Below are 13,231 nucleotides of genomic sequence, written 5' to 3' on the forward strand. Positions count from 1 at the left end.
ATTAAAAAACTACCCATTCACCGGCTCCGACCGGAGTTACGCATTAATAAAATAGGAGATAGCACAAAGCGCGGCAAAAACCACCACGGTATACAAGAAATTCCGGCCGAGGCGCTTGTTCCTTTCTTCCAGCAGAGGGGAAGAGAAGGTGTCTTCACAATTTAAGCTAAACTGGTTCATCTTCAATACATTTAAATGTTTCAATTTATCAATTCCAACACGAATATACAAAACATTTAAATATTTCGATCTTTCTGCAGGCCGAAGTTTTCCACATAAGGGTTATTTCTTAAGTCCTTGCAAAAAGCCGATATAATCGTCGATCACCGCATTGTTCATGGTGTATTTGATATTCCGCCCCTCTTTCTCGGGCAAAATGATCGACGTCTCTGTCAGTTGCTTGAGGTGATGGCAGATGGACGGCTGCGCCAGATTGATATTATCATACAGATCGACACAGTACAACCAGTCATGCTTCTTCTGGATTTCGCTGAGGATTTTCAGCCGTGTCGGATCGGAAAGAGCCTTGGAGATCTTTTCCGCCTGTTTAGCGTCCATCTGCGCCATATGACAAACTATTTATACCTAAGATACGCAATTCCCATCAATACTGCATCTTCGTCCTTTTCGGTCCATAACCTCCCTCCCCCACCTGATACATTGCACTGATTTCCCTAACTTGCAATCATGAACTTCCATCTGACGCAGATACCCGAAAGGACCGTAAGACCCAGGACATACGGCCTCACAATGGTCAACGATAAAGGGATGAGCGTTTCCGACGCCCGCAACCTGGTTTCAGGCGCAAGCCCTCATGTCGATCTCGTAAAGCTGGCCTTCGGCACCTCCCTCGTCACCAACGGCCTCCACGAAAAGATCCGCCTCTTCCAGGATGCCGGCATCCCCGTCTACTTCGGCGGCCTGCTCTTCGAAGCCTTTGTCATCCGCGGCCAGTTCAATGACTTTTTATCCCTGCTCGAGGAATACAACATCACCACCATCGAAGTGTCGGACGGTTCCATCGACATCCCCCACGCCGAAAAATGCGGCTATATCCAGCGGCTGTCAAAATATGGCACCGTCCTCAGCGAAGTAGGCTCCAAGGACAAAGACCGCGAACACATCACCCCGCCTTATCAATGGATAAAATTGATGCAGGCCGAACTGGAAGCCGGCGCCTCCTACATTGTAGCCGAAGCCCGCGAAACCGGTACCGTAGGCCTCTATCGTAATTCAGGCGAAGTACGTGAAGGCCTGGTCCAGGAGATCTTGACAAAAATACCCGCCGAAAAGATCCTCTGGGAAGCCCCCCAAAAAGATCAGCAGCTCTATTTCCTTACCCTCATAGGCGCCAACGCCAACCTGGGCAATATCAACCCGGCCGAGGTCATCGCGCTCGAAGCCATGCGCATCGGCCTCAGGGGCGATACATTCGATCTGTTCCTGAAAAAAGACTAAGACTCCTCCTCATCCGGCGGCTCCCTCCTCCCCTCTTCATCCCGTGACGCCTCGTGCGGCGCATGCGGCAGATCGTCCGTCTCACCCGCCACTTCCCGGAGATACTGGAATTTGAGATGATCATAAAAAGAATGCCGGTCGACAACCATCGCCACCAGGCTCGAGATCATCCCGGCCAGTAAAAGATGAAAGATGACATTGTGCCGGTCGGTCATCTCCAGCACAAGGATAGCCGAAGTAAAAGGCGTACGCGTCACCCCCGTAAGAAAAGCGACCATCCCCGACAGCACCAGCAGGTTGGTATTGGCCGCCGACAGATGCAGCCAGCCGGAGATGGTGGCGCCTACACTCGCGCCGGCGCTGAGCGCCGGCGCGAACACCCCGCCCGACGCCCCCGCAGTAAAGGAGAACAGTATCCCCCCACACCGCACCAGCGGCATATACCACTTATTATATTTATTGGCAGTAAAAAGCGAAGCAGTCATCAACCCCTTCCCCGACCCCAATGCCCGCTCGTCGATAAAAAACGCCATCACCACCACCGCCAGCGCACAACCCACGATATACAACACCTGCTGCCGCGTAAACCGGAAGGTCGCCTTCCACGCAAACAGCCTGAGCATCGCCTTCGACAACCCGGCCCCGGCCAGCCCCGCGGGAATGGCCACCAGCACCACGCCAAAAAAGACTGATCCCGAAAGGCCGTTCATATCCGGATACCCCAAATAAAGATAGGGCCCCAGCAATCCCTGCGCCGTCAACCCCGCAATGATCACCGCCGTAAAAAGCGCCGTTTTGAAATAGCTGATATGCGTCCGCGTTAGCTCTTCCACCGCAAATACGACTCCCCCCAGCGGCGTATTGAAGGCAGCCGCAAGTCCGGCGGCAGCGCCCGTCATGATCATATTCCGCTTGGAGATCTTGGGCCACCACTTCGGCAGCCATTCATTCACCTTCCGGAAAATTGAACCCGCCACCTGTATCGTCGGGCCCTCCCTGCCGATGACCCCACCGCCAAAAGCCATGATAAGACTCGACAACACCTTGATGAAGACGATGCGCAAACTCAACAGCTGGTTCACCTTAGCGTTGTATTTAGGATTAGCAAGCTCTATAGAGGCCATCACCTGCGGAATACCACTCCCCCGGGCAAAGGGCGCAAACCGCCGCACCAGCCACCAGGCAAGAAGAAAACAGGCAGGAGTAATAAAGAACAACAACCAGAGATGAAGATGAACGATATAGGCAGTCCCTTTTTCGGCCAGGGCAAAAAGCCGTGTGTACAATACCGCAACAAGACCGGTTAGCAGGCTCGCCACCCAGAACGGAATGGCTTGCAGGAGATTGTGCTTTAGTTTTTCATTGCGGATGCGATCGAATGCCCTTTTTCCAAAAGCACGCAGCCTGACGGCAACACTCATATATGGATCAATTTCAATTTAAGTCGTAAAGGTAACTCTTGTCAGGTCATAAATACAGTTCTAATCCAGTTCTAATATAGTTCTTGCCTTTCTCAATATAAATACCTACTTTAGACCCTGCGCTTACCGACCTCTAACACGTTCCACCTGAATGAAAATCCTACCGCAAAAACCACTCTTCCTGCAAGGCCGCCTTAAACCCTTTGGCCTCGTCGCAGAATGGCAGCAAAAATGGCAAGCCGCCGATAGCATCGCCATACCTTCCCTCCAACGCATAAAAACCATCGGATCGACCGCATCCATGGACGATTATGAAAAAAGAAAACTGGGCATCTTCAACCTCTTGAATTTTTTCCAGTTCATCACCGGCCTCATCATCCCCATCGCCGGCGCCATCAGCAACCACCACTTCCCCCTCATCGCCTGGATCGTGGCCTCCCTGCCCGCCTTCACCAACATCCTCGTCCTCGTATTCAACGCCCGGCGGAAATATGATTTCGCCCAGATAGCCTACTTCGTTCTCTACCCCTTCGCCACCAGCATCGTCTACCTCTGGGGCATCAACATGGGCGTAGAACTGTCGTTTATCCTCTACGGTATCCTGTCGGTGTTCTTCATCCAGGAGATCAGTCAGATGCTCTTCGCCCTGGGCCTGTCGATGGTCAGCTATTTCGTCCTTGCCGTCATCTGCAAGAGCTATACATACCAGTTGGCAACCGCCAACCTCTACTTCTATCTTTTTAACCAGGCGCTCGCCATCGCCTTCATCTTCTACGGCCTCTTCCTCATAAAAAAGGAGAACGCCGGTTACCAGCAAAGCATCCTCCAGCAAAAAGAAGAGATCGCCGCAAACGGCCGGCTCCTCCAGGAGCAGACAGATCAGCTGACACAGATCAACGCCTTTAAGAACCGCCTCTTCTCCATCATCGCCCACGACCTCAAATCCCCCATCTACGCCCTGCGCAACCTCTTCCGCAACATGCAGCAATTCGATATGCCCGCCGAAGAGATAAAAGAGATGGTTCCCGAAGTCTTCAACGAACTCACCTATACCACCAGCCTGATGGAAAACCTGCTGCACTGGGCCCGGAGCCAGATGCACGCAGACACCGTCAAACCCCAGCCCATCGATATCTCCGAGCTGATGACGGAAGTAGCCCGCATCCTTCGCCTCCAGGCCGACGCCAAACACATCGGCGTCACCCTCGAAACAGACAAAACCCTCACCGCCTTCGCCGACAAGGATATGATCAACCTCATCCTCCGCAACCTCCTGTCCAACGCCATCAAATATACGCCTGACAACGGCTGCATCCAGGTCGGCGCTCACCGCACCGGCGACGCCATCGCCGTCTTCGTAAAAGACACAGGCATGGGTATCCCCGCCGACGCACTCGAAAAGATACAATTAAGCAATTTCTACACGACAAAAGGGACGGCAGGTGAAGCCGGTACAGGCCTGGGACTGATGCTCTGCAAAGAGTTCGTCGTCCGCAACGGCGGCTCCCTCCACATAGACAGCCACCTCGGCAAAGGCAGCACCTTCACCTTCGTCATCCCCGCGGCAACGGAATAAGGACAGCCCTCACCGCCACGGAATAATCCTACCTTCATGTCATGAAAATTCTACTCTGGTCTGTCGGCAAGGATAACGACGCCTACGTCAAACAAGGCATCGACGACTTTACCCGGCGCATCACCCGCTATTTCCCAACCGAATGGGATTTGATCCCCATCCCAAAGAACGCCGCCACCCTCTCCCAACCCGAGCTCAAAAAGAAAGAAGCCGAGCTCATCCTCGGACAATTGACAAAAGATGATTATCTCGTAGCGCTCGACGAACACGGCAAGCAAATGTCCTCCGAAGGCCTCGCACAATTCATCCAGACCCGCGCCAACAGCAGCAGCAAAAACCTCGTCTTTCTCATCGGCGGCGTCTATGGCCTCGATGAGTCGGTGCTCAACCGCGCCAGTCAGCGCTGGTCCCTCTCACAACTGACCCTTCCACACCAATTAGTTCGACTGGTGCTGGCCGAACAATTATACCGCGCCTGCACGATCCTGCGCAATGAAAAATATCACCATCCATGAGCACTAACAGCATCTATAGAGACGTTAAAATGCCTTACCTTTAGGCCACCCAAATAGACCACCTAAAAAATATCAGATGACAAGCTTCACGATGATCATTATTGTTATCACTTCGATCATCTCTTTCGTCGCATTCAGCAACAGGAAATTAATGGATATGCTCATCTTCTGGCCCCCCGCCATTAGCATGCGCAATCAATATTATCGCTTCATCACCTGCGGCTTCATCCATGCCGATTTCATCCATCTGGCGTTTAATATGTTCACGCTCTATTTTTTCGGCACCGCATTGGAGAATTTATATATGGGGGAGCTCGGCCTCCAGCACTATTATTTCCTCATCTTATATTTCCTTGCCCTCATCGTCTCTAATGTCCCCACCTACCTCAAACGCAGGGACGATTACAACTACCGGTCGCTTGGCGCCTCCGGCGCCGTAAGCGCAGTGGTCTTTGCCTGCATCCTGCTAAGACCGTGGGCTGAAGTGGGAGTCTACGGCATCCCGATGCCCGCCCTCGTCTATGCCATTCTTTTTATGGTGTATTCTATCTATATGTCCCGGCGCGGCGGGGACAACGTCAACCACGACGCCCATCTATGGGGAGCTTTCTTCGGGGTCGTCTTCACCATCGCGGTAGACCACAGCGTCCTGGGCACCTTCATCAACCAGCTCGGCCACCCACGATTCAGGGAGTAGGCCTACTGGCGCATAGCCGTAAGCCGTAATACGGTTTGCGTCCGCGGCCCAAGCTTCCAGCGATCATCGATGCGCATGCCGACGATCCAGATGATCTTTTTATCCATCTCCAGCACCCAAACCTTCTCCTTGGCTGCCAGGGAGACCTTATTGTCGATAAGAAAACGGGCAACCTTCTTCTTCTTCCGCAACCCTAACGGATAAAAATAATCTCCCGGCCTCCACCGCCGCAACAGCAAGGGAAACGTGATCAATCCCGCATCCAGCAACGCCACCCCCGGACCCTGATCAAGTACCCCCGCATTCGCAGCCGGTACACGCTGCAGTTGCAAAACACCCTCGGGATAATCCACCGCCTCACGCCCCTCTTCTATCAGAATATGGGCCGCCTCGCTCTCCAGAAGTGGGGTAATGATAAGGAAATTGCGGTTCTTCAGAATGCGATGCGTCCGGCTACGGATATATCTCCCCGATGCACTGTCCAACAGCCCGACGACACCCTCCACCTGCTGTGGCGTAAACCCAAAAGGCTCGATCACCTCAAATACTATCGTTGCCAGGGGTTCCGCCTTCCGCAACTTCTCCACCGGTATATGCACCTCGTTGCCCCTGTATTCTACTAATTTCTTCTTCCACCCCTCAACCGACTGCCGGTAAAGCGCCTCCGCCTCACGCATCCGGTCAAGGTTGTCCGAAAGCCGCGCCAACGCCCCGGGATAAGCCTGCTCCACCAGCGGGATCAGCTGGTGCCGGAAAAAATTACGGGTATATTTATCCGATTCGTTCGAGCTGTCTTCCACCCACTGCAACCCTGCCTCCACCGCAAAAGCCCTCAGCTCATCCTTCTTCGCAAACAACAAGGGCCGGACTATATTCCCCTGCCTGGGTACCATGCCCCGCAATCCTGCGATGCCCGTCCCCTTGAAAAAGTTCATCAGCATCGTCTCGATATTGTCGTCCAGGTGATGTGCCGTCACGATCCACCGTGCCCGGCCCGCCTTTATAAATTGCTCAAACCACCGGTAACGCAGCTCCCTGGCCGCCACCTGGATGGAAACCTTGTTCATCGCCGCATATTCAGCCGTGTCGAACCTCCCGGCTACTACCTCCCGCCCATACCGGGTGCCCATCTGCTTTACAAATTCCTCGTCCCGCATACTCTCCGCTCCTCTCAGCTGGAAATTGCAATGCACGATAAGAAAATCAAACCCACAACGGTGACACAACTCCGTCAGAGCGACGGAATCAAGCCCGCCGCTCACGGCCAGCAGCAGCCTGTCACCCGCCGCGAACAACCTTTCTTTGGCAATATTTTCGGTAAACCCTTGTAGCAGATCCATTCCGGCAAATCTACCAAAACTTATCCGGCCACCGTCATCTCTTCATTCCTCACTCAACTCATCATAAGCCGCCCGCAATTCATTATACGCCCGCTTCTCCCCTGCCGCCTTTGCCGCCACCATCCCCTTCTCATACCAGCTCAGGGCCAGCGTCGACTCCCCTATTCCCTCCAATAGCTTCCCCAAATGATAATAGCTCCCCACCGCCGCCGGATCATTCGCCAGCAATTCCTCAAAAAGCCGCCTGGCCTCCGCAACATCCCCTATTTTCACATACTCCAACGCCAGCGCATGCTTGACAAAGGAGTCGTTAGGGTCTGACAAAAGAAATTCTTTTAATTTCTCGATCCTTTCCATATCTTTGTTTAGTTGCATAAACAACTTCCTTCAAAAACCTATTTACAATGAAGATCCTAGTATGCATCAGTAAGACGCCTGACACAACGGCGAAAATCGCTTTCACAAACAATAATACGACCTTTTCCGGTGACGGGGTGCAATGGATCATCAATCCCTATGATGAATGGTATTCCCTCGTAAGGGCCATCGAACTAAAAGAACAGGATCCGTCCAAGGTCATTCATCTCATCACCGTTGGCGCGGCCGACACCGAACCCATCATCCGTAAGGCCCTCGCCATCGGCGGCGACGAAGCCATCCGCGTCAATCTCGACACCCACGACCCCTATACCATCGCGGTACAGATCGCCGAAGTAGCAAAAGCAGGCGGCTACGACCTGATCTTCACCGGTAAAGAGACCATCGACTACAACGGCTCGTCCATCGGCGGCATGGTTGCCGAACTGCTCGACCTCCCCTATATCTCCCTCGCTACAAAATTCGATCTCAACGGTACCACGGCTACCGTCATCCGCGAGATCGAAGGCGGCGAAGAAACCGACGAAGTAGCCCTGCCCCTGGTCGTTAGCTGCCAGAAAGGCGTAGCCGAACAGCGCATCCCCAATATGAAAGGCATCATGAGCGCCCGCACAAAGCCCCTGAAGGTGGTAGAACCCGTCGCGACACAACCCCTCACCGGAATTGTCTCCTTCGAGCTTCCCCCCGCCAAGGCCGGCGTCAAGCTGGTCCCCGCCGACCAGCCGGAAGAACTCATCCGCCTCCTCCACGAAGAAGCGCGGGTATTTTAAACACATCACCAATCAACAATTGCCATGTCAGTATACATCTTCATAGATCACTCCGAAGGTCACGTTAAAAAAGCATCCCTCGAAGCGCTGAGCTACGGCGCTACACTGGCCTCCCAACTCAATACTACAGCCGAGGGCATCCTTCTCGGCACTCTCTCCACCGACCCCGCACTCCTTGGCAAATATGGCATTACAAAGGTCCACCAGGCCGCACAGGAAAGCCTCAACGCACTCGATTCACAGGTATATGCGAAGATCATTGCCGACTTCGTAAGCGCAGCAGGCGACTCCATCCTGGTCTTCTCCAATAATCTTAGCGGCAAAGCCGTTGCACCACGGGTTGCCGTTCGCCTCAAAGCCGCCCTGGTCACCGGCGCTATCGCCCTGCCCGATACAAGCAAAGGCTTCGTTGTAAAAAAGACCGTCTTCTCCGGTAAGGCCTTCGCAAATATTTCCTTAAATACACCCACTAAGGTCATCGCCCTCAATCCAAATGCATATTCCGTAAAAGAGGGCGAAGGCAAGGCAGAAATAGTTCCGCTCACCGCTACGGCGCCGGCTCCGAAGGTGCGGGTCGTTTCCGCCACTGCCGCCACAGGCCATGTACCCCTCACCGAGGCCGAAATAGTCGTCAGCGGCGGCAGGGGGCTTAAGGGACCGGAAAACTGGGGCATCATCGAGGAATTAGCCAACCTCCTGGGCGCCGCCACCGCCTGCAGCCGCCCCGTAGCCGACGCTCACTGGCGCCCCCATAACGAACACGTCGGCCAGACCGGCATCGCTATTGCACCCAATCTTTATATTGCCATCGGCATCTCCGGTGCCATCCAACACCTCGCGGGAGTGAACCGGAGCAAGGTCATCGTTGTTATCAACAAAGACCCTGAAGCGCCATTCTTCAAAGCCGCCGACTACGGCATCGTAGGCGACGCATTCGAAGTGGTGCCCAAAATGATAACGGCGGTAAAGAAATTGAAGGGAAAATAAACAAATAAAGCCCGCCTCCTCCGAGGCGGGTTTTTTTGTCAAATTTTCTTAGTTTCGCGTAATATTCATATGAAGAAGATCGAACTGGAAATAGTGGCTTTGTCACATAGCATTACGCAAACTCACTCCTATGCAGTTGTGCTGGGTGAGGTCAACGGGCTGAGACGCCTTCCCATCGTCATCGGGGGATTTGAGGCTCAGGCAATTGCCGTAGCCTTGGAAAAAATGCACCCTAGCCGCCCGCTTACACACGACCTCATGAAAAATTTCATGAGCGCCTTCACCATCGATCTGCAGGAAATTATCATCTGCGATCTCCAGGAAGGCATCTTCTACTCCAAACTGGTCTGCGTCAGCGAACACGATACCGTCGAGATCGACTCCCGCACCAGCGACGCCCTGGCCCTCGCCGTACGCTTCGGCTGCCCCATCTTCACCTACGAACACATCCTCGACAGCGCCGGTATACTAATGGAAGACAGCTCTGCCAAAAAGAAAAAGTCAAGCCCTACCACCACCGTTTCTACGACGGATAGTGGTTCCCGCGAAGACCTGAAAGTACTGTCGATGGACGACCTCACGTCACTGTTGAACGAAGTTCTCGAACAGGAAGACTATATTCGCGCCATCGCCATTCGCGACGAGATCAACAGCCGCCGCAAAACCCGGTGACCCGGCCATCGACATGGTACTGTTTCCCAACTGCAAGATCAATCTCGGACTTTATGTGCTCTATAAACGCGCCGACGGTTACCACGACCTCTCTACTGTCTTCTACCCTCTCCCGGTAAAAGACGTCCTGGAGATCATTCGATCGGACACAAACCAGTTCACCGCCTACGGTATCCCCATTCCCGGCGATCCCACAGCCAACCTTTGCGAAAAAGCATACCAGCTGCTGAGAAAAGACTTCCCCACTCTCCCGCCGGTACACATCCACCTGTACAAAAATATTCCCATCGGCGCCGGTCTCGGCGGCGGCTCCGCCGACGGTGCCTTCACCCTACTTGGCCTTAACTCGACATTTCAACTGGGACTCTCCCCCGACCAACTCATCGACTACGCCGCCCAATTGGGCAGCGATTGTCCCTTCTTCATCCTCAATAAACCCTGCCTCGGCGGTGGCCGCGGCGAACAGCTCCAACCCATCACCCTCGATCTTTCCGCCTACAGCTTCGTTCTCGTCAACCCTGGCATCCATATCAGCACGGCACAAGCCTTCTCTCTCTGCACCCCCGACGATGCAATCCTGCCCATAGAGGACATCATTTCTCAACCGGTGCACACCTGGAAAGAGCAGCTGCATAACGACTTCGAATTCCCCGTCTTCCAGCTCCACCCCGAGCTCCGGGAAATAAAAACTACCCTCTACGCCCACGGCGCCCTCTACGCCTCCCTCACCGGCAGCGGGTCTTCCTTCTATGGCATCTTCGAAAAACACAACACCCCCACTACCTTGCCCCTTTCCTGGAATTATCGTATCTTGCCGTAAATCAATCGCTATCTACAGGCATCCCCACATATGCTTCCTGGGTCAAAATCTTGACTTCCTCGATCACTACTGTTGACCATATCGCCCCTTTGTCATGAGTTAATCAACTCATCTTCACCAATTTATCACTCTCATATCCCTTTTATATGCAAGCAACGAGCACTCTCTCGGCCCGGTCTCTTCATTACCTCGAGCTGGAAGAAAAATATGGCGCCCACAATTACCATCCCATCCCCGTCGTCCTCGACAGGGGGGCCGGTGTCCATGTGTGGGATGTGGATGGCCGCTGCTACTACGACTGCCTCAGCGGCTACTCGGCCGTGAACCAGGGCCACTGTCATCCACGCATCGTCGCTGCCTTGCAAGAACAGGCCTCCCGGCTCACGCTCACCTCCCGCGCCTTCCACAGCAACATTCTCGGCGAATTTGCCCAGTATATAACGGCCTATTTTGGCTATGACAAGGTTCTTCCAATGAATTCCGGTGCAGAGGCCGTGGAGACCGCCCTGAAGCTCTGTCGCCGCTGGGGCTACCAGGTAAAAGGCATCCCGGAGAACAAAGCAAAGATCATCGTATGCGCAAACAATTTCCACGGTCGCACCACCACCGTCATTTCCTTTAGCACCGACCCCGACTCCAACCGAAGATTCGGACCCTATACGCCCGGTTTTGTCATCATCCCCTTCAACGACCAGTCGTCGCTGGCCCATGCCCTCGAAGATCCCCTGGTAGCGGGCTTCCTCGTCGAGCCCATCCAGGGCGAGGCCGGCGTAGTTGTCCCCGACGAGGGCTATCTTCACTACGCAAGACAACGCTGCGAGGAAGCAAATGTCCTGTTCATCGCCGACGAGATCCAAACCGGCCTTGGCCGTACCGGCCGCATGCTGGCCTGCGACCATGAGATCGTGCGCCCCGATATCCTCATCCTGGGCAAAGCCCTCAGCGGCGGGATGCTGCCGGTATCCGCGGTGCTGGCCGACGATAGCATTATGCTTACCATCCGCCCCGGCGAACATGGCTCCACCTACGGCGGCAACCCGCTGGCCTGCAAGGTAGCCATCACCGCCCTCGAAGTGCTGAAGGACCAGGATCTCGCCGGCAACGCAGCCGTCATGGGTGAGCTGTTCCGTAAAGAACTAAATAGCCTCCAATCCCCCCACATCGGTTTGGTACGCGGCAAAGGCCTGCTCAATGCTATCGTCATCGATCACCCGCGCCCCGACGCAGCCTGGGAACTCTGCCTCGCGCTAAAAGACAACGGCCTGTTGGCAAAACCCACCCACGGGGACAAGATCCGCCTCGCACCCCCGCTGGTCATCACCCGCGAACAATTGCTGGAATGCGTGGACATCATAAAACAAAGCCTGAAGGTGCTGGATTAAAGCCTATCCTGGCAACATAAAATTCACCTCCTGGCAGCATAAAATTCATTAGTTTTATCCCATGCACCAGATCGACACGACTGTAACCGCCGGCCATGCCGAACAACATATGAAAGGTTCCGAGATCCTCACCGACATCGTCATCGGCATGTCGGACGGTCTCACCGTCCCCTTTGCCCTGGCGGCAGGTCTCAGCGGCGCCGTCGGTGATAATCATCTCAACCTCATCTGGATCGCCGGCTTGGCCGAGATCGCAGCCGGTTCCATCGCCATGGGTCTCGGCGGCTACCTCGCCGGCAAAACCGAGGTCGATCACTATAACTCCGAACTGAAAAAGGAATACGACGAAGTCGAAAAGGTGCCCGATGTCGAACGCCATGAAGTAAAGGAATTCTTCTCCGGTCTCGGCCTCAGCGAGGAAGTGCAGGAAAAAGCAGTGGAAGAAATGACAAAGGACAAGGACAAATGGGTAGACTTCATGATGAAATACGAATTAGGCCTCGATAAACCCGACCCGCAACGCGCAAGAAAAAGCGCCTTCAACATCGGGTTTTCCTACGTCGTGGGTGGTCTCATTCCCCTCAGCCCCTACTTCTTTGTCACCGACGGCATCACCGGCCTCCGCATCTCGGCCATCATCACCCTCTGCTGTCTCTTCATCTTTGGCTATTTCAAAAGCAAAATGACAGGTGTCAATCCCATCAACGGCGCCATCCGCGTAATGGTCATCGGCGCCCTGGCAGCCGGTTGTGCCTTCGCGGTAGCAAAGCTCATCCAGGCCTAAGCATCCTCTTTCACCGGCAGATCGGGTAGCAACGCCGCCACCAGTGCGATTACCGTCCCGGCCATCACCAAAAAGAGACCTATCCGCTTGTCGGGGCACTCGCCCCGATAACACGCCGTATACAGGATATAACATTTGATCCCCCAGGCAAGCCCCACCGCCGCTACAAAAATATTGGCGCGCTTGGCCCATATCCGGGGTATTAAAAAGAACACGATCTCCACCACACTAAAAAAGACCAACACCTTACCCGGCCGCCCATACCTGTTCTGCTCCGACCAAAAACCCGTAAACTCCTTTTGCAACACGGGAAAATAAGCCCAGGGCATAAAACAGGCGGCAATCACCAGCACCGCCGCCGCAATACCCAGCCATTGAGAATTTTTCATGTCGCGAATATACCTTATCTTAAGAAACCAAAACTACTCGCA

Annotated in this window: 16 protein-coding genes; 10 read left to right on the forward strand and 6 right to left on the reverse strand. The window is 54.1% G+C overall.

The window, feature by feature from the left end; translation table 11 throughout:
- Positions 1 to 36: 36 nt before the first annotated feature.
- Both IEY39_RS08635 and IEY39_RS08640 read right to left on the reverse strand, forming a co-directional pair.
- Entirely contained in the window at positions 37 to 180 is a 144-nt protein-coding gene (locus tag IEY39_RS08635; protein ID WP_188930586.1) for a hypothetical protein, read from the reverse strand.
- 102 nt (positions 181 to 282) lie between these two features.
- Positions 283 to 567 carry an ArsR/SmtB family transcription factor gene (locus IEY39_RS08640; RefSeq protein ID WP_229688829.1) on the reverse strand — a complete coding sequence of 95 codons (285 nt, stop codon included), beginning with the start codon at positions 565 to 567 and terminating at the stop codon, positions 283 to 285.
- A 120-nt stretch (positions 568 to 687) separates the two neighbouring features.
- Here IEY39_RS08640 and IEY39_RS08645 point away from each other — a divergent pair, with 120 nt between their 5' ends.
- Complete coding sequence (locus tag IEY39_RS08645; protein ID WP_188930587.1) at positions 688 to 1,458, forward strand: phosphosulfolactate synthase; 771 nt, start codon at positions 688 to 690, stop codon at positions 1,456 to 1,458.
- Here IEY39_RS08645 and IEY39_RS08650 read toward each other — a convergent pair.
- The gene (locus tag IEY39_RS08650; RefSeq protein ID WP_188930588.1) at positions 1,455 to 2,879 is read right to left on the reverse strand and encodes a chloride channel protein; all 1,425 of its coding nucleotides are present in this window, start codon (positions 2,877 to 2,879) and stop codon (positions 1,455 to 1,457) included. The genes IEY39_RS08645 and IEY39_RS08650 overlap by 4 nt on opposite strands.
- A gap of 151 nt (positions 2,880 to 3,030) precedes the next feature.
- On the opposite strand from IEY39_RS08650, the gene IEY39_RS08655 reads away from it, so the two are divergent.
- From IEY39_RS08655 to IEY39_RS08665, 3 genes are all read left to right on the forward strand, one after another.
- The gene (locus tag IEY39_RS08655) at positions 3,031 to 4,455 is read left to right on the forward strand and encodes a sensor histidine kinase (RefSeq protein ID WP_188930590.1); all 1,425 of its coding nucleotides are present in this window, start codon (positions 3,031 to 3,033) and stop codon (positions 4,453 to 4,455) included.
- A gap of 41 nt (positions 4,456 to 4,496) precedes the next feature.
- Positions 4,497 to 4,970 carry a 23S rRNA (pseudouridine(1915)-N(3))-methyltransferase RlmH gene (locus IEY39_RS08660; protein ID WP_188930592.1) on the forward strand — a complete coding sequence of 158 codons (474 nt, stop codon included), beginning with the start codon at positions 4,497 to 4,499 and terminating at the stop codon, positions 4,968 to 4,970.
- 76 nt (positions 4,971 to 5,046) lie between these two features.
- Complete coding sequence (locus IEY39_RS08665; RefSeq protein WP_188930594.1) at positions 5,047 to 5,667, forward strand: rhomboid family intramembrane serine protease; 621 nt, start codon at positions 5,047 to 5,049, stop codon at positions 5,665 to 5,667.
- A 2-nt stretch (positions 5,668 to 5,669) separates the two neighbouring features.
- On the opposite strand, the gene tilS is transcribed toward IEY39_RS08665, so the two are convergent.
- Entirely contained in the window at positions 5,670 to 7,007 is a 1,338-nt protein-coding gene (gene tilS, locus IEY39_RS08670; RefSeq protein ID WP_188930596.1) for a tRNA lysidine(34) synthetase TilS, read from the reverse strand.
- 42 nt (positions 7,008 to 7,049) lie between these two features.
- Positions 7,050 to 7,364: a tetratricopeptide repeat protein gene (locus tag IEY39_RS08675; protein WP_188930598.1), complete on the reverse strand. Its 315-nt coding sequence runs from the start codon at positions 7,362 to 7,364 to the stop codon at positions 7,050 to 7,052.
- Between the two features lie 47 nt (positions 7,365 to 7,411).
- Between IEY39_RS08675 and IEY39_RS08680 the strand changes: the two genes are divergently transcribed.
- The 6 genes from IEY39_RS08680 to IEY39_RS08705 all read left to right on the forward strand — a co-directional run bounded on the left by IEY39_RS08680 (position 7,412) and on the right by IEY39_RS08705 (position 12,800).
- A complete protein-coding gene (locus IEY39_RS08680) occupies positions 7,412 to 8,155 on the forward strand; it encodes an electron transfer flavoprotein subunit beta/FixA family protein (protein WP_188930600.1) in 744 nt (247 codons plus the stop codon).
- Positions 8,156 to 8,179: 24 nt separating this feature from the next.
- Positions 8,180 to 9,142, forward strand: a complete 963-nt coding sequence (locus IEY39_RS08685) for an electron transfer flavoprotein subunit alpha/FixB family protein (protein WP_188930602.1) — start codon at positions 8,180 to 8,182, stop codon at positions 9,140 to 9,142.
- Between the two features lie 69 nt (positions 9,143 to 9,211).
- Positions 9,212 to 9,814 (forward strand): bifunctional nuclease family protein, encoded by a 603-nt coding sequence (locus tag IEY39_RS08690; RefSeq protein ID WP_188930605.1) that lies wholly within the window; start codon positions 9,212 to 9,214, stop codon positions 9,812 to 9,814.
- A 13-nt stretch (positions 9,815 to 9,827) separates the two neighbouring features.
- Positions 9,828 to 10,634: a 4-(cytidine 5'-diphospho)-2-C-methyl-D-erythritol kinase gene (gene ispE / locus IEY39_RS08695; RefSeq protein WP_188930607.1), complete on the forward strand. Its 807-nt coding sequence runs from the start codon at positions 9,828 to 9,830 to the stop codon at positions 10,632 to 10,634.
- Positions 10,635 to 10,780: 146 nt separating this feature from the next.
- On the forward strand, positions 10,781 to 12,016 hold the full coding sequence (rocD, locus tag IEY39_RS08700; protein WP_188930609.1) for an ornithine--oxo-acid transaminase: 1,236 nt from the start codon (positions 10,781 to 10,783) through the stop codon (positions 12,014 to 12,016).
- A gap of 61 nt (positions 12,017 to 12,077) precedes the next feature.
- Positions 12,078 to 12,800: a VIT1/CCC1 transporter family protein gene (locus tag IEY39_RS08705; protein ID WP_188930611.1), complete on the forward strand. Its 723-nt coding sequence runs from the start codon at positions 12,078 to 12,080 to the stop codon at positions 12,798 to 12,800.
- Here the strand turns inward: IEY39_RS08705 and IEY39_RS08710 are convergent.
- A complete protein-coding gene (locus IEY39_RS08710) occupies positions 12,797 to 13,189 on the reverse strand; it encodes a hypothetical protein (protein WP_188930613.1) in 393 nt (130 codons plus the stop codon). The genes IEY39_RS08705 and IEY39_RS08710 overlap by 4 nt on opposite strands.
- Positions 13,190 to 13,231: the final 42 nt, after the last annotated feature.

Source organism: Puia dinghuensis (assembly GCF_014642875.1).
Classification (GTDB): domain Bacteria; phylum Bacteroidota; class Bacteroidia; order Chitinophagales; family Chitinophagaceae; genus Puia; species Puia dinghuensis.